25 protein-coding genes are annotated in these 23,734 nt (G+C 71.6%); 17 read left to right on the top strand and 8 right to left on the bottom strand.

The window, feature by feature from the left end; translation table 11 throughout:
- Positions 1-7: 7 nt before the first annotated feature.
- The 6 genes from AB0G10_RS32690 (at position 8) to AB0G10_RS32715 (ending at position 8,292) form a co-directional block, all read left to right on the top strand.
- Positions 8-502: a SigE family RNA polymerase sigma factor gene (locus tag AB0G10_RS32690; RefSeq protein WP_360930485.1), complete on the top strand. Its 495-nt coding sequence runs from the start codon at positions 8-10 to the stop codon at positions 500-502.
- Complete coding sequence (locus tag AB0G10_RS32695) at positions 499-1,467, top strand: hypothetical protein (protein WP_360930488.1); 969 nt, start codon at positions 499-501, stop codon at positions 1,465-1,467. Before AB0G10_RS32690 ends, AB0G10_RS32695 begins: the two co-directional genes overlap by 4 nt.
- 125 nt (positions 1,468-1,592) lie before the next feature.
- On the top strand, positions 1,593-2,204 hold the full coding sequence (locus AB0G10_RS32700) for a VOC family protein (RefSeq protein ID WP_360930491.1): 612 nt from the start codon (positions 1,593-1,595) through the stop codon (positions 2,202-2,204).
- A gap of 29 nt (positions 2,205-2,233) precedes the next feature.
- Positions 2,234-3,595 (top strand): NAD(P)/FAD-dependent oxidoreductase, encoded by a 1,362-nt coding sequence (locus tag AB0G10_RS32705; protein WP_360930494.1) that lies wholly within the window; start codon positions 2,234-2,236, stop codon positions 3,593-3,595.
- A gap of 99 nt (positions 3,596-3,694) precedes the next feature.
- On the top strand, positions 3,695-5,308 hold the full coding sequence (locus AB0G10_RS32710) for an ABC-F family ATP-binding cassette domain-containing protein (RefSeq protein ID WP_360930497.1): 1,614 nt from the start codon (positions 3,695-3,697) through the stop codon (positions 5,306-5,308).
- Between the two features lie 11 nt (positions 5,309-5,319).
- Positions 5,320-8,292, top strand: coding sequence for a BREX system ATP-binding domain-containing protein (locus tag AB0G10_RS32715; RefSeq protein WP_360930500.1), 2,973 nt, complete (start codon positions 5,320-5,322; stop codon positions 8,290-8,292).
- A gap of 167 nt (positions 8,293-8,459) precedes the next feature.
- Here the strand turns inward: AB0G10_RS32715 and AB0G10_RS32720 are convergent, their stop codons facing one another.
- Positions 8,460-9,359 (bottom strand): LysR family transcriptional regulator, encoded by a 900-nt coding sequence (locus AB0G10_RS32720; RefSeq protein ID WP_360930503.1) that lies wholly within the window; start codon positions 9,357-9,359, stop codon positions 8,460-8,462.
- 130 nt (positions 9,360-9,489) lie between these two features.
- Between AB0G10_RS32720 and AB0G10_RS32725 the strand changes: the two genes are divergently transcribed.
- From AB0G10_RS32725 to AB0G10_RS32735, 3 genes are all read left to right on the top strand, one after another.
- Positions 9,490-10,386, top strand: a complete 897-nt coding sequence (locus tag AB0G10_RS32725) for a DMT family transporter (RefSeq protein WP_360930506.1) — start codon at positions 9,490-9,492, stop codon at positions 10,384-10,386.
- 44 nt (positions 10,387-10,430) lie between these two features.
- Entirely contained in the window at positions 10,431-11,069 is a 639-nt protein-coding gene (locus AB0G10_RS32730) for a GTP pyrophosphokinase family protein (protein WP_360930509.1), read from the top strand.
- A gap of 126 nt (positions 11,070-11,195) precedes the next feature.
- Complete coding sequence (locus AB0G10_RS32735) at positions 11,196-11,750, top strand: hypothetical protein (protein WP_360930512.1); 555 nt, start codon at positions 11,196-11,198, stop codon at positions 11,748-11,750.
- Positions 11,751-11,784: 34 nt separating this feature from the next.
- On the opposite strand, the gene AB0G10_RS32740 is transcribed toward AB0G10_RS32735, so the two are convergent.
- Positions 11,785-12,459 carry a TetR/AcrR family transcriptional regulator C-terminal domain-containing protein gene (locus tag AB0G10_RS32740; protein ID WP_360930515.1) on the bottom strand — a complete coding sequence of 225 codons (675 nt, stop codon included), beginning with the start codon at positions 12,457-12,459 and terminating at the stop codon, positions 11,785-11,787.
- 86 nt (positions 12,460-12,545) lie between these two features.
- Here AB0G10_RS32740 and AB0G10_RS32745 point away from each other — a divergent pair, with 86 nt between their 5' ends.
- The gene (locus tag AB0G10_RS32745; protein WP_360930518.1) at positions 12,546-13,205 is read left to right on the top strand and encodes a DUF4386 domain-containing protein; all 660 of its coding nucleotides are present in this window, start codon (positions 12,546-12,548) and stop codon (positions 13,203-13,205) included.
- On the opposite strand, the gene AB0G10_RS32750 is transcribed toward AB0G10_RS32745, so the two are convergent.
- The gene (locus tag AB0G10_RS32750) at positions 13,145-13,666 is read right to left on the bottom strand and encodes a MarR family winged helix-turn-helix transcriptional regulator (RefSeq protein ID WP_360930521.1); all 522 of its coding nucleotides are present in this window, start codon (positions 13,664-13,666) and stop codon (positions 13,145-13,147) included. The two genes, AB0G10_RS32745 and AB0G10_RS32750, sit on opposite strands and share 61 nt — an antisense overlap.
- A 68-nt stretch (positions 13,667-13,734) precedes the next feature.
- On the opposite strand from AB0G10_RS32750, the gene AB0G10_RS32755 reads away from it, so the two are divergent.
- On the top strand, positions 13,735-14,757 hold the full coding sequence (locus AB0G10_RS32755; RefSeq protein ID WP_360930524.1) for an LLM class flavin-dependent oxidoreductase: 1,023 nt from the start codon (positions 13,735-13,737) through the stop codon (positions 14,755-14,757).
- A complete protein-coding gene (locus tag AB0G10_RS32760) occupies positions 14,754-15,365 on the top strand; it encodes an NADPH-dependent F420 reductase (RefSeq protein WP_360930527.1) in 612 nt (203 codons plus the stop codon). The genes AB0G10_RS32755 and AB0G10_RS32760 overlap by 4 nt, the downstream gene beginning before the upstream one ends.
- Here the strand turns inward: AB0G10_RS32760 and AB0G10_RS32765 are convergent.
- Complete coding sequence (locus AB0G10_RS32765; protein WP_360930530.1) at positions 15,337-16,509, bottom strand: MFS transporter; 1,173 nt, start codon at positions 16,507-16,509, stop codon at positions 15,337-15,339. The two genes, AB0G10_RS32760 and AB0G10_RS32765, sit on opposite strands and share 29 nt — an antisense overlap.
- A 104-nt stretch (positions 16,510-16,613) precedes the next feature.
- Between AB0G10_RS32765 and AB0G10_RS32770 the strand changes: the two genes are divergently transcribed.
- Together AB0G10_RS32770 and AB0G10_RS32775 are read left to right on the top strand one after the other, a co-directional pair.
- Positions 16,614-17,078: an Asp23/Gls24 family envelope stress response protein gene (locus AB0G10_RS32770; RefSeq protein WP_360930533.1), complete on the top strand. Its 465-nt coding sequence runs from the start codon at positions 16,614-16,616 to the stop codon at positions 17,076-17,078.
- A 9-nt stretch (positions 17,079-17,087) separates the two neighbouring features.
- Positions 17,088-17,348 (top strand): hypothetical protein, encoded by a 261-nt coding sequence (locus tag AB0G10_RS32775; RefSeq protein WP_360930535.1) that lies wholly within the window; start codon positions 17,088-17,090, stop codon positions 17,346-17,348.
- Between the two features lie 135 nt (positions 17,349-17,483).
- On the opposite strand, the gene AB0G10_RS32780 is transcribed toward AB0G10_RS32775, so the two are convergent.
- The 3 genes from AB0G10_RS32780 to AB0G10_RS32790 all read right to left on the bottom strand — a co-directional run bounded on the left by AB0G10_RS32780 (position 17,484) and on the right by AB0G10_RS32790 (position 20,991).
- On the bottom strand, positions 17,484-18,449 hold the full coding sequence (locus tag AB0G10_RS32780; RefSeq protein WP_360930538.1) for a hypothetical protein: 966 nt from the start codon (positions 18,447-18,449) through the stop codon (positions 17,484-17,486).
- Between the two features lie 203 nt (positions 18,450-18,652).
- A complete protein-coding gene (locus tag AB0G10_RS32785) occupies positions 18,653-20,395 on the bottom strand; it encodes a carbohydrate-binding module family 20 domain-containing protein (protein WP_360930540.1) in 1,743 nt (580 codons plus the stop codon).
- A gap of 113 nt (positions 20,396-20,508) precedes the next feature.
- On the bottom strand, positions 20,509-20,991 hold the full coding sequence (locus tag AB0G10_RS32790; protein WP_360930543.1) for a hypothetical protein: 483 nt from the start codon (positions 20,989-20,991) through the stop codon (positions 20,509-20,511).
- Between the two features lie 358 nt (positions 20,992-21,349).
- On the opposite strand from AB0G10_RS32790, the gene AB0G10_RS32795 reads away from it, so the two are divergent.
- The 3 genes from AB0G10_RS32795 to AB0G10_RS32805 all read left to right on the top strand — a co-directional run bounded on the left by AB0G10_RS32795 (position 21,350) and on the right by AB0G10_RS32805 (position 22,809).
- A complete protein-coding gene (locus tag AB0G10_RS32795) occupies positions 21,350-22,075 on the top strand; it encodes an AzlC family ABC transporter permease (RefSeq protein ID WP_360930545.1) in 726 nt (241 codons plus the stop codon).
- A gap of 76 nt (positions 22,076-22,151) precedes the next feature.
- Positions 22,152-22,457, top strand: coding sequence for an AzlD domain-containing protein (locus AB0G10_RS32800; protein ID WP_360930982.1), 306 nt, complete (start codon positions 22,152-22,154; stop codon positions 22,455-22,457).
- A 112-nt stretch (positions 22,458-22,569) separates the two neighbouring features.
- The gene (locus AB0G10_RS32805) at positions 22,570-22,809 is read left to right on the top strand and encodes a hypothetical protein (RefSeq protein WP_360930548.1); all 240 of its coding nucleotides are present in this window, start codon (positions 22,570-22,572) and stop codon (positions 22,807-22,809) included.
- 85 nt (positions 22,810-22,894) lie between these two features.
- Here AB0G10_RS32805 and AB0G10_RS32810 read toward each other — a convergent pair whose 3' ends face one another.
- Positions 22,895-23,650, bottom strand: a complete 756-nt coding sequence (locus AB0G10_RS32810; protein ID WP_360930551.1) for an alpha/beta hydrolase — start codon at positions 23,648-23,650, stop codon at positions 22,895-22,897.
- Between the last annotated feature and the right edge of the window lie 84 nt (positions 23,651-23,734).

The raw sequence follows: 23,734 nt of genomic DNA on the forward strand, positions 1-23,734 counted from the left end.
TCCTGTGATGCGGAGCAGCTTCGAGGAATACGTGAAGGCGCGGGGCGACACGCTGCGCCGGTTCGCCTACCTGCTCTGCGGCGACCGGCATCTCGGCGAGGATCTCGTGCAGGAGGTGCTGGTCAAGGCCTATCGGCGGTGGCCGCGCATGGAGGCCGAGCAGCCCGACGCCTATCTCCGTGCCGCGCTGGTGCGGTCGCATGTCAGCTGGCTCCGCCGAAGATCCAGCTCGGAGCGGCCGGGAGCGGTCGCCGAGGACCGGGCGGCGACCGGCGACCTCGCCGACGAGCAGGCCGCCCGGGACGACCTGTGGGCCCGGCTCCGGCTGCTGACCCGGGCGCAGCGGGCCGTGCTGGTGCTGCGCTACTACGAAGACCTCGACGACAAGCAGATCGCCGAGGTGCTGCGCTGCTCGCCCGCCACGGTCCGGGTGCACGCCGCCCGCGGCCTGGCCAGGCTGCGGGCCGAGTTGGCCGTCGAGAAGTCGGGAGCGTCGTCGTGAGCCTCGAAGAAGACCTGCGGGAGACCCTGCGGACCCGGGCCTCGTCCTTCCACGGCGAGGGGCCGCAGCTGGACATGTGGCACAACGTGAGCGCCGGCGTCCGGCGTGACCGGCGCCGGCGGGCGGTGCTGGCCGGGGGCACGGCGGCCGTGGCGCTCGCGGCGGTCGTCGCCGTGCCGGTGATCCTGGCGAACCGGGACGGCCGCGCCCTGCCGCCGCCCGCCGACGAGGTCGGGCCGTCGTGGCCGGTCCCGTCGTGGCCGGCGCCGGCGTTCCCGTTCGAGCCGGGCTGGGTGCCGTCCGGGGCAGGCTCGCCGGTCGTCACCGTGATGGGGGCGAACGTGCTGCTCACCTACGAGCACGACTCGTCGGTGCTGGCCGCCGAGACCGGTCCGGTCGAGCCGGAGTGGGAGGCCGAGGGCGAGGAGGACCACGCCGGCGAGGTGGGCGGCCGGCCGGCGACCGTGCGGACCGCGTCGACCTTCGACGGCGCCGAGCCGGGGGAGGAGTTCGTCGGGGTCCGCTGGCGGTCGGCGGGCGGCGCCTGGATGCAGGTGCTGAGCTGGGGCGACCGCAGCGAGCAGGACGTGCTGCGCTTCGCCCGCGGGCTCGAGCCGGGGAGTGTCCCGGCCGGCCCGGCCGACGTGACGTTCGCGCTGGTCCCGCCCGGTTTCGGGCTGCAGCACCAGAGCGACACCGCCCTCTGTGCGGCGGCGCCCGAGGTGGTGACGTCCGGGCGGCAGCCGGCCGGGCTCTGCGCGTTCGTGGTGGACGAGCCCTATGCGCCCCTGGTCGAGGCCGGCCCCGAGGCGGTGACGGTCGGCGGGCGGGCCGCGTCCTACTACAGCGATCCCGGCAAGCTCGACGTCGACCTCGGCGGCGGCCGGACGCTGGAGGTCAGCTGGGACTTCCCGCTCACCCGCGACGAGGCGATCCGCTTCGCCGAGGGGGTGACGGTGCGATGAGCGCTCCCGGGCGACCCGGGCACGGGGGTGGGCCAGGGTGTCCCCCTGGGGCGAGGCGCCCGGGTGGCGGGCCATCGTCTAGGTCAGATGCCGGACGGCATCGGCAGAGGGTGAGGAGCAGGGCGATGGTGGACTACAAGCTCGAGATCGTGGTGCTGCCCGTCTCGGACGTGGACCGGGCCAAGGAGTTCTACGGCCGGCTCGGATTCCGCGAGGACGTCGACTACGCGGGGCCGGAGGGATTCCGGGTCGTGCACTTCACGCCGCCCGGGTCGAGCGCCTCGATCATCATCGGGTCGGGGGTCACCGGCGCGGCCCCGGGGTCGTCGGAGGCGGTGCACCTGGTGGTGGACGACATCGAGGCGGCGCACAAGGACCTGACGGCCAAGGGCGTGCCGGTCAGCGAGATCTTCCACGACGCCGGTGGGGTGTTCCACCACGCCGGCACGGCCGCGCGGGTGGCCGGGCCGCAGCCGGACCGGACGTCGTACGGGTCGTTCCTGTCCTTCGCCGACCCGGACGGCAACCGGTTCTTCGTGCAGGAGGTGACCACACGGCGGCCGGGCCGGATCAGCCACGTGGTCTACGACGACGTCGCCGCGGTCGAGAGGGCGCTGCGCGAGGCGGCGATCGCGCACGGCGCCCACGAGGAGGCGGAGCTCGGCGGGGTTCGCGACGAGAACTGGCCCTCGTGGTACGCGTCGTACATGGCGAAGGCGGCGGGACTGGGCGCCTGAGTTCATCGAGAAGGGCGAGGATGAGGGGCATGCGAACTTTCGATGTGGTGGTGGTCGGTGCCGGGCCGGGTGGCGAGGTCGCGGCCGGATATCTCGCCGAAGCCGGGCTCAGCGTGGCGGTCGTCGAGGCCGACAAGGTCGGCGGGGAGTGCTCGTTCTACGCGTGCATCCCGTCCAAGGCCCTGCTCCGCCCCGGTGAGCTGCTCGCTCAAGCCCGCCGGGTCCCGGGCGTGGCCGAGGCGGTCACCGGCGGCCTCGACGTGGCGGCCGTGCTGCGCCGGCGGGACGAGCTGATCGGGCACCTCGACGACGCCGGCCAGGTGCCCTGGCTCGAGGAGCGCGGCATCGCGCTGATCCGGGGCCGGGGCCGCCTCGCCGGCGAGCGCCGGGTCGCGATCACGGCGGAGGGGCGCGACGAGGAGGTCGTCGAGGCCGGGCGGGCGGTCATCCTCGCCGGCGGCACGCGCGCCACGATCCCGCCGATCCCGGGGCTCGCCGAGGCGAAGCCGTGGACCAACCGGGAAGCGGTCACCGCGCAGGAGATCCCGGAGTCGCTGGTCATCATCGGGGCCGGGGTGGTCGGATCGGAGATGAGCCAGGCCTACACCGCGCTCGGTTCGCGGGTCACGCTCGTCGGCAACGTGCTGCCGAAGGAGGAGGACTTCGCCGGGGAGCAGGTCGTCGCGTCCCTCCGGGAGCAGGGCGCCGAGGTGCGCGAGGGGGTCAGAGCGGTCGGGGTCACTCGTACCGATAAGGGGGTTGTCGTGACGCTCAGCGACGGCGCCTCGGTGAGCGCGAGCGAGGTGCTGATCGCGGCGGGCCGCACGCCGCAGACCTCGGGTCTGGGGCTGGAGACCGTCGGCGTGACGTCGGTCGCGGTGGACGAGCGGATGCGGATCCCGGGCACCGAGTGGCTGTACGCGATCGGTGATCTCAACGGGCGGGCGCTCTTCACGCACATGGCGAAATACCAGGGCCGGATCGCGGCGGCGGAGATCCTCGGCGAGCCGATGGCGGAGGAGCACCTGGCCGACGGCGCCGGATCGCCCCGGGTGATCTTCACGGAACCGCAGGTGGCGTCGGTGGGGCACAGCACCGCGAGCGCCGCGGCGGCGAACGTGCGCGTCCGGGTGGTCGACATCCCCACCGACGGCAACGCGGGCGGGTCGTTCGCGGGCGGGAACGGCGGGACGGCCCGATTCCTCGTCGACGAGGACCGTGGCGTGCTGGCCGGCGTCACGATCACCGGCTCGGAGATCGCCGACTTCCTGCACGCCGCCACGATCGCGATCGTCGGTGAGGTGCCGGTCCGCAGGCTGCGGCACGCGGTTCCGTCGTTCCCGACCCGCAGCGAGATCTGGCTGAAATTCTTCGACGCGATGGGAGTGTGACGCTACGGTTGTCGGCATGGAAGGTGATCTGGACATCTCGGGGTAGCGCCCGGCGTGGTCCCGCCGTGTCCCTGCACCTTCTTCCATTGAGGCTTATCGATGTCCGACGCATTCGTCGTGGGCTCTGCCCTGTCCTTCTCCTGGCCCGATGACACCCCGGTCTTCCAGGACCTGTCCTTCTCCGTGCCGGCCGGGCGCACCGGCCTCGTGGCCGCCAACGGCGCCGGCAAATCCACCCTGCTCAAACTGATCGCCGGTGAGCTGCGCCCGTCGTCCGGCAGCGTCTCGGTGCGGGGCGTGCTCGGCTACCTGCCACAGCACCTGCCGTTCGTCTCCGGCCAGACCGTCGCCGAGGTGCTCGGCGTCGACGGGGTGCTGGCCGCGCTGCACGCCATCGAGGCCGGCGACGCGAGCGAGGAGCACTTCGCCACGATCGGCAACGACTGGGACGTCGAGGAGCGCAGCCGCGCCGAGCTCGACCGTCTCGGCCTCGGCGACGTGACCCTCGACCGGCTGCTCGGCACGCTCAGCGGCGGCCAGGTCGTCTCCCTCGGCCTCGCCGCCCAGCTGCTGAAACGCCCCGACGTGCTGCTGCTCGACGAGCCGACCAACAACCTCGACCGGGAGGCGCGCGAACGGCTCGTCGCGGTGCTGCGCTCGTGGGGCGGCTGCCTGCTGCTGGTCAGCCACGACCGGGAACTGCTCGACGAGGTGGACCGGGTCGCGGCGCTCGGCTCCTCCTCTTCCTCCTCCGCCGGCGGCGGCGCCGAGATCCGCTGGTTCGGCGGCACCTACAGCGACTACGAGGAGGCGCTGCGCGGCGAGCGCGAGGTGGCCGAGCGGCAGGTCCGCAACGCCGAGCAGGATCTGAAACGGCAGAAGCGCGAGATGCAGCAGGCGCGGGAGCGCTCCGACCGGCGGGCGTCGAACGCGTCCCGCAACCTCGCCGACGCCGGTCTCGCCCGGATCATCGCGGGCGGTCTCAAGCGGAGCGCGCAGGTGTCCGCCGCGAAGGCCGGTGACGTGCACGCCTCCCGGGTCGCCGATGCGCAGGCCCGGCTCGACGCGGCGGGGTGGGCGGCCCGCCAGGACGACCGGATCGCGATCGAGCTGCCCGGGACACGCGTGCCCGCCGGCAAGACGGTCTTCTCGGGGCAGAACCTGATTGCTGCGTACGCCGGCCGTGTCATCTTCGAAGGGGTCGACCTGACCATTCGCGGACCGGAGCGGATCGCGCTGACCGGGCCGAACGGGGCCGGCAAGTCCACGCTGCTCCGGCTCATCACGGGCGCGGTGCCGACGGCGTACCTCTCCCAGCGCCTCGACCTGCTGGACGAGGACCGCACGGTCGCCGAGAACATGGCGGCCTTCGCCCCGAACCTGCCGGACGCGGAGCGGATGAACCTGCTCGCCCGCTTCCTGTTCCGGGGCGGCCGGGCCCACCTGCCGGTGCGGGTGCTCTCCGGCGGCGAGCGGCTGCGGGCCACGCTCGCCTGCATCCTCTACGCCGAACCGGCGCCGCAGCTGCTCCTGCTCGACGAGCCGACCAACAACCTCGACCTGGTCAGCGTCGGCCAGCTGGAGGCGGCGCTGGAGTCCTATCAGGGCGCGTTCGTGGTGGTCAGCCACGACGAACGATTCCTCGCCGCGATCGGTGTGGACCGGTGGATCCGGCTCTCCGACGGCGAGCTCACGGAGGTGCGGCCCGTGTAGTCTCCGACCACGTGCACGGGGATATCGAGCTGCGCGGCAGGCGGCGGGAGCGGGAGACGCTCGACCGGCTGCTCCGGGACGTACGGGACGGGCACAGCCGGGTGCTGGTCCTGCGCGGTGAGGCCGGCGCCGGCAAGACCGCGCTGCTGGACTACCTGACCGCGCACTCACCGGCCGGCCGCGTGGTCCGTGCCGCCGGCGTCGAACCGGAGACCGAGCTCGCCTACTCGGCGCTCCAGCAGCTGGTCGCCCCGCTGCTGGAGCACCTCGGCAAGCTGCCCGGCCCGCAGCGGGAGGCGCTGTCCACGGCGTTCGGCCTCAGCGCCGGGCCGCCGCCGGACGCGCTGATCGTCGGGCTGGCCGTGCTCGGCCTGCTCGCCGAGGCGGCCTCCGAGCGGCCCCTCGTCGTGGTGGTCGACGACGCCCAGTGGCTGGACCGGATGTCCGAGGTGATCCTCACGTTCGTGGCCCGCCGGCTGGACGCCGAGTCGGTGGCGCTGGTCTTCGCGGCCCGTTCGCCCGTCTTCGAAGCCCGGTCGCCGGCAGCCGAGGCCCGGTCGCCGGTCTTCGAAGCCCGGTCGCCGGCAGTCGAGGCCCGGTCACCGATCTTCGAGGCCCGGTCGCCGATCTTCGCGGCAGGCTCGCCGGCCTTGCCTCTCCTCGCCGGTCTGCCGGAGCTCTTGGTCGACGGCCTGCCGGAGGCGGACGCGCTCGCCCTGCTGGACGCGGTGCTGCCCGGCCTGGCCGACGCCCGGGTGAAGGAACGGATCGTGGCCGAGACGCGGGGCAATCCGCTGGCGCTGCTCGAGTTGCCGCGCGACCTGTCGCCGGCCGAGCTGGCGTTCGGCTTCTCGTCGTCGCCGCGCTCCTTCCTCGACGGTTCCTCCCAATCCGGCGGGAAGCCGCGGCAGGCTCTCGTGGCGCGGATCGAGGAGAGGTTCCAGCGCCGGATCGCCGGGCTGCCCGCCGACACCCGGACGCTGCTGCTCACCGCGGCGGTCGAGCCGGTCGGGAACGTGCCGCTGCTCTGGCGCGCCCTCGACCGGCTCGGGGTCGGCCCGGACGCGGCGGCGCCGGCCGAGGCCGCCGGGCTGGTCGAGCTGGGAGCCCGGGTACGGTTCCGGCATCCGCTGGTCCGCTCGGCGGCGTGGCGCGCCGCCGACCCGGCCGCGCTGCGCGCCGTCCACCACGCCCTCGCCGAGGTGACCGATCCCGATCAGGACCCGGACCGCCGGGCCTGGCACCGCGCGCACGCCACCGCCGGCCCGGACGCCGCGGTGGCCGCGGAACTCGAACGCTCCGCCGACCGCGCCCTGGCCCGCGGCGGCCGATCGGCGGCGGCCTCCTTCCTGGAACGCGCCGCCGAACTCACCCTGGACCCGGGCCTGCGCGCCGCCCGTACCCTCGCCGCCGCCCACGCCCGCTTCGCCGCCGGCGCCGTGGCCCAGGTGCCCGACCTGCTCGCCGCCGCCGAACTGGGCCCCCTCGACGCCGTCCAGCGCGCCGCGGCCGAACGGTTGCGCGCCCGGGTGGCGTTCACCCGCAACACCGGGCGCGCCGCCATCCCGCCGCTGCTGGAGGCGGCCGCCCGGTTGGCGGAGCTGGATCCGGCCGCGGCCCGCGAGACCTATCTGTCCGCGATGGGAGCCGCCATCAACGCGGGCCGCTTAGGAGCGTCGTCGTCCGCGGGCGCAGTCTCCTCCGCGGGCGTGCGCTCTCCCTTGAGCGGGCCCTCCTCTGCTGGCGCTCCCTCTCCTTCGGGGCAGGCGCGGGGGAGCGCGGACCTGCGTCTCGTCGTGGATGCCGCTTCGGGGATGGCCGGTGGGGACGAGCCTGCCGGGCAACTGCTGGCAGGGCTGATCACCTGGCAGCGCGAGGGGATCACGGCCGCCGCGCCGGTGCTCACCAAGGCGGTCGCCTCCATTCCGGCCGATCGGGACCTCGAGCTGTTGTGGCTCACCGGGATGGTGGTGCACGAGATCTGGGACGACGCCGGTTTCTTCGACCGTACCGAGCGGGCGGTCCAGGCGGCCCGGGCCGGGCGGGTGCTGTCGGTGCTGCCTACGGCGTTGACGTTCCGGGCGACCGCGCTGATCTATGCGGGACGGTTCGCCGACGCCGCCGGCCTGCTCGACGAGGCGGCCGCGCTCGCGGAGAACACGGCCGGGCCGTCGCCGCATCCGGCCACCGCGATCATCCTCGCCGCTCATCGGGGGCGGTCGGCGGAACTGATCGACAGCGTGGAGGCGGACGCCCGCGCCGGTGGGGCCGGGTGGTTGCTGGGGGTGGCCGGGTACAGCCGGGCGGTGCTGAACAACGGCCTCGGCAACTATGCGGCGGCGCTCGCGGCGGCCCGGGAGGCGACCGCTTTCGACGACCTCGCGGTGACGCAGTGGGGGCTCGTCGAGCTGGTCGAGGCCGCGGCCCGGACCGGGGACGGCGTAGTCGCGGCGGAGGCGCGGGAGAGGCTCTCCGCGCGTACGGAATCAATCGGAACGGCATGGGCTCGCGGCACCCAGGCCCTGGCCGACGCGCTCGCGTCGCCCTCGACGGATGCCCGCATCGAGGGTCGTTATCGGACAGCGGTGGCGGAACTCGGGGCCACGCAGCTCGGCCTTCAACTGGCCCGGGCGCGGCTGCTGTTCGGCGAGTGGCTGCGGCGGGAGAACCGGCGTGGTGACGCTCGTGAGCAGCTACGGGCGGCGCATGAGGCCTTCGTCGCGATGGGTGCGGAGGGGTTCGCCGATCGGGCCGGGCGGGAGTTGACGGCTACGGGCGAGACTGTTCGGAAGCGGTCATCGGGGGTGCGTGACGAACTGACGTCGCAGGAGGAGCAGATCGCCCGGCTGGCGGCGGCGGGGCGGACGAACCCGGAGATCGGGGCGACGCTGTTCCTGAGCCCGCGGACCGTCGAGTGGCATCTGCGGAAGGTGTTCACGAAGCTCGGCGTGACGTCGCGGCGGGAGTTGGCGCAGGCCGTCTGAGAGCGCGCGTGTCCGATTCGGCCCAGGCCGTCTGAGAGCGCGCGTGTCCGATTCGGCCCAGGCCGTCTGAGAGCGCGCGTGTCCGATTCGGCCCAGGCGAGACCGGCTTAGGCGGGGGACAGATTCGGGGACGACGACGACCTCGCAAAGGGCGTGGCGGCAGACGGTCAGGGCAGAGGCGAAGGTCCCGGGTGGGCGGGATCGGTGCGCAGCCTCTCCAGGACCGTCCGCACGGAGGCCCGGTGCAGCGTTTCCGGCCTGGTCAGGACGTCGATGTGGCGGCCGGCCGGCAGATCGGTGAGGGGCAGCAGCGTGAGCCGTGGATCGGGGACGCTCGTGTAGCCGGGCAGCAGCGCGAGGCCGCCGCCCGCCGCGACGACAGCTGCCGCGACGGTGAAGTCGTTGATCCGGTGGGCGATGTCGAGGGGCCGGCCCGCGGCGGCGCCGATCGCGGTCAGCACGCCCTCCAGCGGGAAGCCGTCGTGGACGCTGATCCAGGGCTGGTCGCAGACGTCGGAAACGGTCAGCGCGGGGCGGGCGGTCAGGGGGTGGCCGGCCGGCACTGCCACGTAGAGCGGCTCGAAGATCAGCGGGATCACGGTGAGGCGGTCGGCCGGCCATGGCGGGCTGTGCGCCAGCCGGTGCGCGATCACCAGGTCGTAGTCGGCCACCAGCGCCGGGAAGTCGGCGTGCGCCACGTCCTCGTCGGAGCAGCGCACCGGCGGCCCCGTCTCGCTGATCAACCGGGGGAAGTAGGCGAGGGCGGCGCTGTGGAAAGCGGCGACGCTCACCGGAGATTCAAGATCTTCGAGGTACGTGTCGACGACCCGGGCCGCCCTGTCGAGCGCGGTCCAGATCTCCCCGGCAGCGGTGGCGAGGGCCCGGCCCGCCCCGGTGAGCACGAGCCGGCGGCCGCGGCGCTCGGTCAGGGGCACCCGCGCCGAGCGTTGCAGGACCTTGAGCTGCTGTGAGACGGCCGACGGGGTGATGTGCAGCGCCTCGGCGACGGCGGCGACGCTGCCCCGGTCACCGAGCTCGCGCAGGAGGCGCAGGTGGTGCAGATCCATTAGGTATGACTACACCATCGGTTCAGAAGCTCGGGGCTGGTCTTCATCGTCGGCGGGACGCAGGCTGCGGTGTGTGGTGAAAGATCTTCCGCTCCTGGCCGTCGCGGTCATCTGGGGCAGCAGCTATCTCGTGGCCAAGGATCTGACGGCGGCGGCCGGCGGGGTGCTGGTCCTGCTGGCGCTGCGTTATCTGATCTCGGCGTTCGCGATGTTGCCGGTGCTGGCCGTGCGGCGGGCGGTGAGCAGAGAGCAGCGGGCGCGGACTCCGAAGCGGGGACTCTCCGTGGGACTGCTCCTCGGGCTGACGCAGGCCTCGGTGCTGGCGTTCGAGACGTACGGGGTGGCGCACACGTCGGCCACCAACGCCGGTGTGCTGATCAGCCTGACGATCCTGCTCACGCCGATGCTCGAGGGGGTCGCGGGCCGGCGCTGGCTTCCGCCCCGGTTCTTCGTCGCCGCCGGGGTGGCCGTGGGGGGAGTGGTTCTGCTGGTGAGCGGGCCCGGGCTGGCCGCTCCGTCGATCGGGGACGCGCTCATCCTGGTCGCGGCGGTGATCCGTGCGGCGCACGTGACGCTCTCCGGGCATCCAGCCCTCGGCCGGAATCACGATACGTTTTCGCTGGTCACGGTGCAGACTGTGGTTGGCGCGGTGCTGTTCACGGCGGCCGTCGGTCCGGGCCTGGGGACGGCGCTTCCCTCGTACGAAATAAGTCAGTGGCTGGCGGTGACGTATCTTGCGCTGGGTTGCAGTGTGTTTGCGTTTCTCGTGCAACTCTGGGCGGTGCGGCGGACGTCGGCGGCGCGTGCCTCGCTGCTGCTGGGCACCGAGCCGGTGTGGGCGGTTCTGATCGGGGTGGGGATCGGCGGGGAACACCTGACGCCGATGGTCGTGGCCGGGGTGGTCCTGGTGCTCGCGGGAACCGTGGCGGGGCAGCGGGTGGAGGCAAACGTGCGCCTGGAGCAGCGGAAACCGATAGGTTCACCGGGGTGGCGAACTCGCGTCCGGGAGCAGACGACGGGCAGTTAGTGCCGCGTGGCACCGGGCCCATGCCCGAGATGCTCCGTGATCACATGACCGATCTCGACCACTTCCTGATGGTGTATCGGTTCGGACTTGCGGAGATCAAGACAAAGATCGAGATCCTGGCTGAGGAGCTGACCCATCGCGGGACCGGCAATCCGATCGAGCATGTCCGGCCGCGGTTGAAGACGCCCGCCAGCATTTCCGCGAAAGCGCAGCGCATCGGCTGCCCGTTCACGTATGCCGACTTGCGGCAGCGCATTCGCGACATCGCGGGCATCCGGGTGGTGTGCGGGTTCGTGTCGGACGTCTACACGGTCGCCGCGATGCTGACCCGGCAGCCGGACGTCGAGCTCGTGCTGACCAAGGACTACATCGAGAAGCCGAAGCCGAACGGGTACCGCAGCCTGCACCTGCTCGTCGAGATTCCGGTCTTCATGTCCGACCGGGTGGTGTCGGTGCCGGTGGAGGTGCAGCTCAGGACCGTGGCGATGGATTTCTGGGCGAGCCTCGAGCACAAGATCTACTACAAGCACAGCCATCAGGTGCCGGCGCGGCTGCGGGACGAGCTGACGGCGGCGGCCGAGGACGCGGCGCGGCTCGACCAGCGGATGGAGCGGCTGCATCGGGAGATCCACGGAGTCGGATCCCCGGCGCGGTCATCTTCCGGTCATCCGTCTGCAAGTTGATTCACACCTTGCAAGGACTTGCGAAACGATCAATTCACCCTAGGCTATGCATGCCTCCCTCCACTGGGGAGGATCTCTCGTGATTTTTCGGGTCATCGGGGGATCCTTATGGAATCCAGGAGTGCCATGCGTTCGATCAGCAAGTTGTTCCTCGCGCTGCTCATGGGCGTCGCCGGCGTGCTCGCCGCCGTCACGCCGGCCGGCGCGTCCCCGCCGCCGCCCACCCAGCTCGGCAAGCTCGACATCGGCGCCTACTGCCGCTCGATCGGCTACGCCGGCGCGACGCTGACCGGCTCGACCGCCTACGACTGGCACTGCGCCGACGGTGACCGCCGGGGCGACCTCGCGTTCGACGCGGCCTGCCGGCAGCAGTACGGGAACGAGCACATCGTCGACCGGATCGCCGACTTCTACGACCCGCAGTCGGTCTCGTGCTGGGCGGTGCAGCCGGACGTCGTCACGCCGGACTTCGAGAAGTACTGCACCGGTCGCGGCTACAGCGGATCGGCGCTGCTCGGGACCACCGTCTACGACTGGCACTGCGTGCAGTACAGCCGCGCCGGGCCGACCTACTACGACATCGACGTGGCGGCGGCCTGCTCGGCGCTGACCTCGGGGTATGCGCGGCTCGACCGGTTCGTGAACTTCTACGACGCGCGCACCTGGCAGTGCCGGGTCTGAGCTCGTTTCTGAGAGAGGGACGCCGGGGTGCGTGTCACCCCGGCGTCTCCCCGGACCTGACGCGGAGATCGTCGAGGCCGTTGAGCAGCAGGTCGAGAGTGAACTCGAATTCCGTCTGGCTGTCGCACCAGCCGAGGGTCGGGTCGCCGGCGGCGTGGATCTCCGACTCGACCATGGCGGCGATGTGCGGGACGAACGCCGCGATCTCCGTCAGATCGTCGTCCGCCGCGGCGGTGTCGCCGGGGCTGAACATCTCCTGCGCGAAGCCGAGGGTGATGCTGCCGAACGCGTGCAGCGCCCGGTGCGCCAACCGGTAGGAGAAGCCGCCCGCGAGCAGCGTCCCGACGATCTCGTCGTAGTAGCCGTAGACGATCGGCGGGATGGCCTTCCGGGAGGTCAGCAGGCCGGGCGCCCACGGGTGGCGCAGCATCACGCGCCGGGCGGTGAGGAACCGGCCCCGGATGTCCGTGCGCCAGTCCGCCTCGCCGGAGCGTGCCGGCACCTCGGCCCGGACCTCGGCGATCACCGCCTCCACGATGCCGTCGAGCAGGGCGTCCTTGGACGGCAGATGGTGGTAGAGCGACATCGCCTCGACGCCGAGATCGGCCGCGAGCCGGCGCATGGTCAGCGCCTTGAGTCCCTCGGTGTCGGCGATCGCCACGGCCGCCGCCAGCACACGTTCCCGGCTGAGCGCCGCCCGTCCCGCCACCGATGACTCCGTCTTCCGTCCGTTGACCCCGGCAGCTACCTTACAACGTAAGAGAGAACCTTACCTTGTAAGGCTAGGAGCTTGTCATGGATCCACTGGTTCGTACTGCCCGGACCACCGGGCTGCTCTACCTGGGTCTCGCCATCGCCGGCGGCCTGGGGTTCCTGCTGGTCCGGCCGCTCGTCCTCGACCCCGGAGATCCGGCCGCCACCCTGACCGACCTGCGCCTCGCCCGTATCGGGGTGGCCCTCGAACTGTTGATCGCCCTCACTCAGGCGCTCGCCGCCTGGTGGTTCTACCGGCTGTTCCGCGTCGTCGAGCCGGTCGGGGCGTTCGGCGTCGCGGTGTTCGGGATGGCCAATGCCGTCATGGTCCTCGGCAGCGCCGCGCTCTTGGGTACGGCAGTCGAAAGCGCCGCGGCCGGTCGGGGCGAGGTGGCCCTGCTCCATCTCGTCAGCGACAACATCTGGGGCGTCAGCGGGATCTTCTTCGGTCTGTGGCTGGTCCCGATGGGGGTCTGCGTGCTCCGCTCCGGATGGCTGCCGCTGCCGCTCGGCTGGGTGCTGATGGCGGGCGGAGCCGGCTATGTGGTGAGTGCCTTCCTGCGCTACCTGGCGCCGGACGTCCCGGTGCTGGCCGAGGTGCTGGTCATCCCGGCGTCGATCGGGGAGTTCTGGGTGATCGGCTATCTCCTGTTCCGGGGCGTGCGCCGATCCGCTTCCGCTCCGGTGCCTTCCGCGACCTGACCGTCCTTCGCGGCTTGACCGAGGTGCTCGCGCAGGGCCGCCGCCACCTCGCCGGCGGCGGTCAGCTGCGCGGGCGTGAGCGCGTCGACGAACAGCTCGCGGATCGCGCGCAGGTGCGGCACCGTGGCGGCGGCGAACGCGGCCCGGCCGGCCGGAAGCAGGACCGCCTCGGCGCCCCGGTTGTCGGCCGCGGCGCCCTCGCGGCCGATGAGCCCGCGCCGCTCCATCCGGCCCAGATGGTGCGAGAGCCGGCTGCGCTCCCAGCCGATGTGCGCGGCGAGGTCGGAGGAGCGCATCCGGTTGCCGGGCGCCTCGGACAGGGCGAGCAGCACCGCGTAGTCGCCGGGGGAGAGCCCGGAGTCGGCCTGCAGGCGCGCGGCGATCCGGCCGCGGAGCAGCTCGGTCGTCTCGATGAACTCCCGCCAGGTCCGCAACTCGTCGCGGTTGGGAAGCACGGGCATAAACAGCCACCTCCGATAGTTGACACGTCCATCATACTGATTGACACGTCAATTAAGCGGAGGAAGTCATGCTGCTCGGCCTCGACACGTTCGGTGACGTCCCCGAGAACGACGACGGCACGCTCGTCTCGCACGCCGCCGCGATCCGGCAGGTCGTCGAGGAGGCGGTGCTCGCCGACGAACTCGGCGTCGACGCGATCGCGCTCGGCGAGCATCACCGCCCGGAATACTCGATCTCCACGCCGGAGACCGTCCTCGCGGGCATCGCCGCCCGCACCAGGCGGATCAGGCTCGGCTCCGGCGTGACGGTGCTCAGCTCGGACGACCCGGTGCGCGTCTTCCAGCGGTTCGCCACCGTGGACGCGCTGGCGAACGGGCGGGCCGAGGTGATCCTCGGGCGCGGCTCGTTCACCGAGTCGTTCCCGCTGTTCGGCTACGACATGAGCCAGTACGACCTGCTGTTCGAGGAGAAGCTCGACCTGTTCGTGAAGCTGCTCGACGAGCAGCCGGTGACCTGGAGCGGCCGGACCCGGCCGGCGCTGGTGGACGCCGACGTGTTCCCGAAGACCGAGTCCGGCCGGCTGACGACGTGGGTCGGCGTCGGTGGATCGCCGCAGTCGGTGGTCCGCACGGCCCGGCACGGCCTGCCGCTCATGCTCGCGATCATCGGCGGGCAGCCGGAGCGGTTCGCGCCCTACGTCGACCTGTACCGGCGCGCCGCCGAGCAGCTCGGCACGGTCGCGCACCCGGTCGGCATGCATTCGCCGGGATTCGTGGCGGACACCGACGAGCAGGCCAAGGAGATCTTCTACCCGCACTACAAGGTGCAGCGCGACCGGATCGGAGCGCTCCGCGGGTGGCCGCCGCTGCGCCGGTCGGAGTTCGACGCCGAGGTGGAGCACGGCTCGCTCTACATCGGCTCGCCGGAGACCGTCGCCCGCAAGATCGCTCGTGGGGCCGGGGCGCTCGGGGTGGGCCGGTTCGACCTGATCTACACGGCCGGGGCGCAGCCGGTGAGCGCCCGGATGCGGGCCGTCGAGCTGTTCGGGGCCAAGGTCGCTCCGATGGTGCGGGAGATGATGGCGGCATGACGACGATCGGCATTCTCGGTGCGGGCAAACTCGGCACCGTCCTGGCGCGGCTCGCGGTGGCCGCCGGATATGACGTCCTCGTGGCGGGGTCCGGCGACCCGTCCAAGATCCGGCTGATCGTGCAGGTGCTGGTCCCGGGGGCGTCGGCCGTCACGGCCTCCGAGGCGGCGGCCAAGGCGGACATCGTGATCCTGGCGCTGCCGCTCGGGAAGTATCAGACGGTGCCGGTGGCGGACCTGCGCGGCAAGCTCGTCGTCGACGCGATGAACTACTGGTGGGAGGTGGACGGCGTCCGCACCGATCTGACGTCGTCGAGCGAGCTGGTGCAGGCGTTCCTGCCGGAGTCCCGGGTGGTCAAGGGGTTCAACCACATGGGCTATCACGACCTCGAGGGCGAGTCCCGGCCGGCCGGTTCGCCCGGCCGGAAGGCCATCGCCATCGCGGGCGACGACGAAGCCGACCTCGCCGCCGTGACGGAGCTGATCGACTCCCTCGGGTTCGACACGGTCGCCGCCGGTCCGTTGTCATCAGGGGTACGAATGGAGCCCGGCACCCCGCTCTTCGGTGCCAACGTCGACGCTACGACGGTGACGTCGTTGCTCGCCTGAGCTCCGCCGTCCGGCCGGCCCGGGCCGCGGCCGCACCGGCGGCGACCTGGAGGGCGGCGAACCCGGCCACCAGGAACAGCGAGGCCTTCCACGTGCCGGTCTGCTCGGCCAGCAGGCCCGCCAGGAAGGGGCCGGAGGCGGCGAGCAGATAGCCGAGGGACTGGGCCATTCCGGACAGCCGGGTGGTCTCCGCGTGGTCGCGGCCGCCCAGGCTGATCAGGGTCAGGGCGGTCACCAGCGCGGCGCCCTGGCCCAGGCCGGCCACCGCTGCCCAGAGGACGGCCAGATCCGGGGCGGCCAGCAGGCCGACGATGGCGATCAGGACGGGGAGGCTGGCGACCACCGCACCGGTGGGGCGCCGGCGTGCCGTACGCAAAAGGATCGGAATCGCCAGCCCGCCCAGGATTCCCATGCCCTGGAAGAGGAAGAGGTGGACGCCGGCCGTCCGCGCGGAGACGCCGCCGTCGATCTCGATGGTCGGCAGCCAGGTCACGAGCACATAGAAGGTGGTCGACTGGAGACCCATGAACGCCGTGGTCAACCAGGCGTGTGGCTGGCGCCAGACGCTGATCGCTTCCGGTCGGGACGCGGTCGCGGCGACGGGCCCGTGATCGGGGCGGGAGCGGGTCCGGGGCAGCCAGGTGACGGCCACGACCAGGGCCAGGAGGGACCACACGGCGAGCGCGAGGCGCCAGTCGGCGAGGCCGGCGATCGGGACCGCGAGCGCCGACGCGGTTGCGGCCGACAGGGTGATGAACGCCGTGTAGAACCCGGTCGCCCGCGAGACGTTCCCGGCGTAGTCCCGCTTCACGATGGCCGGGACCAGCACATTCCCCACCGCGATGGCACAGCCGATCACGACGGTGCCGGCCCAGAGGCCAGCAATTCCGGTGTACGAACGAAGCACCCCGCCCGCGGCCAGCACCAGGAGCGCCAGCAGCACCGCGCGTTCGGTGCCGAGTCGTCGCGACAGACGGTGCACCTGGGGTGAGACGGCGGCGAACGCGAGCAGCGGCAGCGCGCCGAGCAGACCCTGGGCGGCCTCCCCGAGCTGCTCGTCGGCGCTGATCTGCGGCAGGAGGGGTCCCACCGCGGTGATGGCCGGCCGCAGGCACAGCGCGACGAGGAAGACGGTGGCAGTCATCACGATCACTTTCTACACCCGCCGGTGATCTTCGGATGGCGACCGTGCGGAATGGATCTAGTAGGCTCGGTTCGCTTCCGGGTGGCAACAATCGAGGGACGTTGATGAACGACGAGGGTGGGTTCCGCGCGGACCGCACACAGGAGATCTTCCTTCCCGCTGTGGTTCCGCCGGTGCCGCCCCAGCACGGGGGCGCCGAGGTCGTGGAGGTGGCGGCCTACCGGGGGCGTACCCACTTCGAGCGCGAGGTCGTCGAGAAACTCGCGGCCGCGGCGGCCCGGTCGATCCCCGGCGTCGACGAACTCGGCGGCGACGTGGCCCGCTTCTTCAACACGGTCCTCGACAAGATCGGCCTCGACAAGGTGGGCGACGCCACGCGCGGCGTATCCGCCAAGGTCGACGGCCTGGACGTCGAGATCACCGTGGTCCTGGTGATCGCGGCCGGCAAGGTCGTCTCCGAGGTGACAGCAGCCGTCCGAACGGCAGTGATCGAGGCGGTCGAGAACTACGGCCTGCACGTCACCAACGTCGACGTCAAGGTCGACGACATCCGCCTGCACCACGAGTAGCCGCCGCCCGTGCTCGCGCCGCCCGTGCTCGCGCCGCTCGTGCTCGCGCCGCGCGGGCTCGCGGTGCTCGGGTTTGCGCCGCTCGTGCTCGCGCCGCTCGTGCTCGCGCCGCGCGGGCTCGCGGTGCTCGGGTTTGCGCCGCTCGTGCTCGCGCTGCTCGGGTTTGCGCCGCGCGGGCTCGCGCTGCTCCCAGGTCACGGCGCCCCGGTTCGCGGTGCTCCGGCTGGCGGCAACATCACGGCGCGCCCTCGCCTCGTCCTAGCCTCCTAGGACGCGCTGAAGCGACCGGACCTCCTCCGCTAGGCCTTAAGCGACGGCCGCGCCGGCACCTGCGCGGCGCGGCTGCCCATCGTCCCGACCTAGCCTCCTAGGACGCCTAAAGGCGTGCGTGTCGGTGACCGCGAACTACGAGCGCCGGCGGCGGGCCATCAGCAGTCCCAAGGCTGCTCCGGCGACGATCATCGCGGTGGCGGCCGCTATGGCGCCGAGGGGGAGTTCGCGGGCGGCCGCGACCGGTGATGAGGCGCTCGGCGGCGCGGATTCCGAGGCCGGCACGGCGGGAGGTGCGGCCTGTGACGGCGGAGCCTGCTGCGAGGGCGGCGACGAAGCTACTGAGGGTGAGGCGACCGCGTAGCTTCGCAGCGTCGGGTTCTTGCCCTCGGAGATCGTCAGGAGGGCGGATCCGTCCTGGCTGACGGCTATGGCCTCGCCCTGCGGTTCGTCGGGTAGGGCGGTGGTCCGGCTGCTGCCTCCGGTCAAGGCCGCGATCACATCACCCTGGGTGACGGGAAATTCAAAGGCGTCGGCGTACGTGCGGAGCACCGCTCGCGCGCCGTCGGGGCTGAGGGCCGCTCCGGTGATCACCAGGCGGCCGGCGAAGCCGAAGGGGTTGCTGGTGCCGCTCAGCGGGATCGAGACGTCGCCGGCCCGGCGCAGGGGTGTCGTCTCGCCGGCGCGCAGTGGGGCGGTGGGGACGTAGAGGCCGGCCGTCACCGGGTCCTTGGTGATCACTACGGGGGTGCCGTCGCCGGAGATGAGGAGTGCTTCGGCGTCGTGCGGGCCGTCCGGGTAGGAGAGCCGGAACAGGGTCGGCTTCCGGGCGCCGGGGGCGAGCCTCCACAGCGCGATCGTCTCGCGGGTGTCGCCGTTGTCGCCGATGTCGCCGACCCAGATCGTGCCGTCCGGGCCGCGTGCCAGGTCCTCGGTGTCCCGCGGGCGCGACGGGTAGGAGACCGTGCGGACGACCTTGCACTTCTTGTTCAGGAAGAAGATCTTCCGGCCGTTTGGGTCATCCGCGCCATCGTTTATGACGACATATCCGGATTCGTCAGTGAGGAGGCCGGAGATCTCCGTGAGCCGATCATCGGTCACTCGACAGACCGTTTTCGGACTGACCGCCGAACCCGCCAGAACCGCCGAAACCGGGGGCGCCGCCGCCAGGGGGGTGGCCGCCAGGGCTAGAGCGAGCGCGGCGGCGGTGACGACCATGACAAGCACACTATCCGTACGGGGAAAGCGCCCCGCCCACCACGGAACCGGTGGACGGGGCGCTCCCCTCGTACGGAAGCTGGCTCTTAATTGCGCCAGGTGTCACTCAGGGTGACGGAACCGCTCGCCGGGACCGTGGCTGTTCGGTTGGCGCCGGATTCCCAGGTGACGCTGCCGTCGGCGTTCTTGCGGAGGTATTTGTATTCGAAGCTGGTGCCGGCCGGCAGCGCGACGGTGCCCTTCCAGACCGGGTAGGTCGCGGAGGAGAGGGCCACCGCGTTCGCCGGCGCCCAGTTGCCGAGCGCGGACTGGTTGCCGACCACGAAGATGTTCTGTCCGAGAGTGGTCGTTGCGTTCACACCGAAGGTCGCGCCGCCCGCAACACTCGTGGGGGAGGTGGTGGGCGTTACGCCGCCGGTAGCCCCGACGTAGATCGCCACTGCCTCACCCGGCGCGATCGTGGCCGTGAACTGCCCCGACGAGTTGACGGTGTAGGTCGCACCGGCGCACGACGACGGGTCGCCGTGCTGGACGTCGCAGTAGTTGCCAGCGGGGAGCGACGTCTGGAACGTACGCGTCAAGGAGCTGCTCTCGTGGTTGATGGCGACGTAGCCCCTGCTGCCGCGACCGAAAGCGATCTGGTCCCCGCCGTTGCTCCACCAGTTGGTGACGGCGGTGCCGGAGACGGCGTTGCGGAAGCCGACCATGTTGCCGATCTGCCGCCAGGCGTGCTGGCACTTCCAGCCGTCGCTGTAGCAGGCGTTCACGGTGCCGCCGTTCGGCGGTCCGGCGTCGTGGTCGCTGAACTCGTAGCCGGAGTTGATGTCCGGGGCGCCGTACGGCCAGGCGAGCGTGAACACCTGGGCGAGGGTGTATGCCGACCCGTTCTTGTAACTGAGCGTGTCGCCGCCGCGCTCGGTGTCGTGGTTGTCGACGAAGACGCCGGCCTGGTTGCTCGGCAGATAGCCCCACGAGGCGCCGAAGTTGCTGAGGTAGGCGAGGTTCTCGTTGAGGAACACGCGCTTGAGGTCGCGGGCGAACCGGAACTCCTGCACGTCGCCGGTGCCGGTGTACTCGGTCGGCTGCACGGCCTCGCCGGCCCCGAAGATGACCTCCTGCTTCCAGAAGGCGCCGGTGTTGCTCAGCTTCGCCTTGATGCCGGCCAGATCGGAAGCGGACATGTGCTTGGCGGCGTCGATGCGGAAGCCGTCCACGCCGAGCGACGCCAGGTCGTTCATGTAGCCGGCGATCTTGCCGCGTACGTAGTCGCTGCCGGTGTTCAGATCGGACAGGTTGACGAGCTCGCAGTCCTGGACGTTCGACCGGTTCGCATAGTTGTTGATCGCCGTCCGGCAGGAGTGGAAGTCCTGGTCGGAGTAGTAGCCGGGGTAGTTGTACTTGCTGTACGACGTGCCGCCGGTGCCCGTTCCCGATCCCGCGCTCATGTGGTTGATCACGGTGTCGGCGATGACCTTCACGCCCGCCGCGTGGCAGGTGTTGACCATGTTGGCGAAGGCGGTCCGGTCACCCAGCCGACCCGCGATCTTGTACGAGACCGGCTGGTACGACGTCCACCACTGGCTGCCCTGTATGTGCTCCTGCGGCGGCGAGACCTGCACGAACCCGTACCCGAGCGGGCCGAGCCGGTTGGTGCACTCCTTCGCGACGGAGGCGAACGACCACTCGAACATCACCGCGGTGACGTCCTTGGTGCCGGGCGGGGATGCGTACGCGTCGGGACCGTTGACGAGGGAGGCGACGCCAAATCCGCCGATCCCGACGGCGAGGGTGGTGGCGGCGAGCGCGGTGGCGAGACGACTTCGAGGCATGGGGGCTCCTGCCGGGGACGGGTTCAAAGCCGTGCGGGGACACGGCTTGCTGCAACAGGATTGAAACTTTCTGAAAATACTTGCGACAAAAATAGGTACCCGTCAGTTGTTCGTCAAGAGCGCTTGTCCTTGCGCGCCTGCTTCCGCGCGTTGGTGGCTCGGGTGGACGCCGCCCGTTTGCGCAGGTCCGGCGTCTGAGGGCGACGATCGGTGCGCTGCGGAGTCATTTTCTTCGCCTTCTGCCTCGGCGGCGCCGGCGGGGGATCGGCCTTCAGGCGCTCGGCCTCGTACTCCGCCGCGCTCGCCTGTGCCAGCACCGCCAACTGCCTGCTCACCGTCGCGAGCAGGCCCTCGAACACCTCGGCCTTCGCCCGCCGCCGGGCGTTCTGCGCGTGCGCCTTCCCCCGGCCGCCGGCCTCCTCGACCCGGTTCGCGGCCCGCCGCCGGTAGGCCTTCACATACTTGTTGCGCGCCCGCCGCACCCGGTTGTGCAGCTCGATCAGGGCGTCCTCGTCCAGCCCGGCGATCCGTTCCGGTTCGGTCTCCCGAACCAGGGCCAGTTCCGTTTCGGTCAGCGATCCCAGAAGAGCATCCATGGACCGACGCTAGGAGCGCCCGCGCGCGAGCCGCCTCACCCGCGCCGAGTGAGATACCCGAGCAGCACCTCTTCGGCTCGGTGATCAATGCGGGCCGGGCGAACCGGTGGCCCGGCGTCCGCGGCCCTTCACGCCCGAACGCCCCAACCGATGTCCGCAGCCCGCTGACAGGGATCCGGCTGTACGTGAGGGCTGGGTTTGCGCCCGATTTGTCGCTCTCCTGTACAGCCGATCGGGCCTGGCTGTACGCCAGGGCTGGGTTTGCACCCGATTTGTCGCCCTCCTGTGCAGCCGGTGTCACGCGACGCACGGGCGGGGGGAGGGTGCGGAGGCGGGCGATCTGGGTACGGTCGTGGGAGTGGAGAGCGCACGACAGCGTTTCGCCGGGGGGATGCGGGTCGGGGCGGGACTGGCCGCGGCCGGGTTCGTGCTGGCGATCACGTTCGGGGCCACGGCTCGGGAGCAGGGGTGGAGCGCGCTCGCCGCGATCGTGGCGTCGACGCTGATCTTCTCCGGGTCGGCGCAGTTCGCGCTGCTCGCGGCGCTGGCCGGCAGCGGCGGGATCGGGCCGGCGATCGGCGCCGCGCTGCTGATCAACGGACGGTTCCTGCCGATGGGGCTGGCCGTGGGGCCGAGCCTGTCCGGTGGGCGGTTCCGGCGGGCGTTGCAGGGTCAGGCCGTCGTGGACGGTTCGTGGGTGGCGGCTCATCTCGGCGGTGGGCGGTTCGATCGGTGGCGGCTGTTCGGCGCGACGATCGTGCAGTGGCCCGCGTGGGTGGCCGGGACGGTGCTCGGCGTCGTCGGCGCGCCCTCGTCCGATCTGGTCGAACGCCTCGGGCTCGACGTCGTCTTCCCGGCGTTCTTCCTGGCCGTGCTCCTCGACGAGCTGCGCTCCTCGCACGGCAGCCTGCGGTCGGCCCGGGCGCCGCTCCTCGCCGCGGCGATCGGGGCGGGGGTGGCCGCCGCGCTGCTCTGGTGGGTACCGGCGGGCGTCGCCCTGCTGGGCGCCACGGTGGGTGCGCTGGTCGGGCTTCGAGCGCGGGTGCCTGCTGCGCGGGACACGACCGAGAGGGTACGGGGATGACGCCGCGACTTGCGACGACCGGCAGGGGCCCGGCCGCGCCACGGTGGCGGTCGATGTCCGAGAGGGCGGAATCGTGATGCTGTGGGTGGCGATCTTCGCGGTGGCGGCGGGCAGCTTCGCGGTGAAGGCGGCCGGCCCGGCCCTGCTCGGCGACCGGGAGCTGCCCGGGTGGAGTCTCGGCGTCATCGCGATGCTGGCCCCGGCCCTGCTGGCGGCGCTCGTGGTGGTGGAGGTCCTCGGCCGCCGCTGGGCCGATCTCGACTGGACGGTACCGGTCGCGCTGGTGGCCGTCGTCGTGGCGCGGCTCGTCAAGGTTCCGCTGCTGCTCGCCGTGCTCATCGGCGTGCTGACGGCGGCCGGTCTGCGGGCCCTGACCGGATGAGAAAGCGCCCTGATGAAGCGCGCCCTGACCGGATGAAGCGCCCATGAGGAATGGGCGAAGGGGGATGTGGGTACACAAGGGACGTCCAGGAACCAGCCGGGAGGAGCCCGCGATGTCCCAGTCCACGACCACTCGGGGCGGCGTCACCGCCGCTCGCGTCTGCACGATCCTGGCCTTCGTCTTCGCCGTGTTGGCCTTCCTGTTCTCGCCGCTGCTGTTCGGCCTGGCCGGGCTGGTGCTCGGTGTGGTCGGCGGCTACCTCGGCGACCGGCCGCTCGGCTGGTACGCGGCCGGCGCCAGCGTCGTCGGCGCGGTCCTCGGCGTGATCGTCGCCTCGGCCCTGCTGAGCTGATCAAGAAAGCTTGCATGCTGAGCTGATCAAGAAAGCTTGAATGCCCGTTCGGGTCGCACGGCACTGCGATCTGAACGGGCATTCGTCATGTGAGCGGCACTTGACGTCGTACCCAATCAAGGGCTTTGACGGCGACGGCGTCCTGACTCTCGGTGAACGTGTGGGTGGCGCCGGGGATGACCACCACCTCGGAGCCCTCGGGCAGCAGGTGCGCGCCCTTCGCCGTGAGCGCCGCGAGGTGCTGCTCCAGCTCGCCGGTGTCGCCGTGGATGATCAGGACCGGCACCTTCACGGCGCTGAGCAGCTCCTCCTGGGTGCCGCGCGCGCCGAGCCTCGGCCGCCGCCGGTTCACCACGACGTGGGTACGGATCGAGGAGCCGGTGATCGGCAGGTGGATGTCCTCGTCGCGGTACCAGGCGGCGACCTGCTCCTCGGAGAGGAACGGGTAGGGGCGGTCGCCGTGGCCGGCCCCGGTGGAGGCGCCGGTCAGCACCAGCGTGACGACCCGCGGGCGGGACGGCGCGACGCGCAGGGCCACCGCCGAGCCGAGGCTCTGGCCGTGCAGGATCTGGCGGGTGTACCCGAGCGAGTCCAGGTGGTCGAGCGCCACGGCGGTGTCGTCGAGCAGGCGTTCGCCGTCGACGGCGTCGCCGAGTGAGTCGCCGAAGCCGCTGAAGTCGATCCGCAGGACCGCGTACCCGATCCGGGCGTATTCGGCTGCCAGCCGGTCGAAGCGGCCACCGGCCCGGCGGTCGGAGAGGAAGCCGTGCAGCAGCAGGACCGCGCCGTCCCCGCTGCCGGGCGTGAAGTCGTAGGCGATGCGGCCGTCGAGCAGAGCCATCAGGGCACCCTATATCCTATTCATTCAGTAGGCAATGTGTGCTTGGACATTGACAGTCTCCACTGGACGCGTCGACCATCGCGA

The sequence above is a fragment of the Actinoplanes sp. NPDC023714 genome (genome assembly GCF_040639855.1).
Classification (GTDB): Bacteria; Actinomycetota; Actinomycetes; order Mycobacteriales; family Micromonosporaceae; genus Actinoplanes.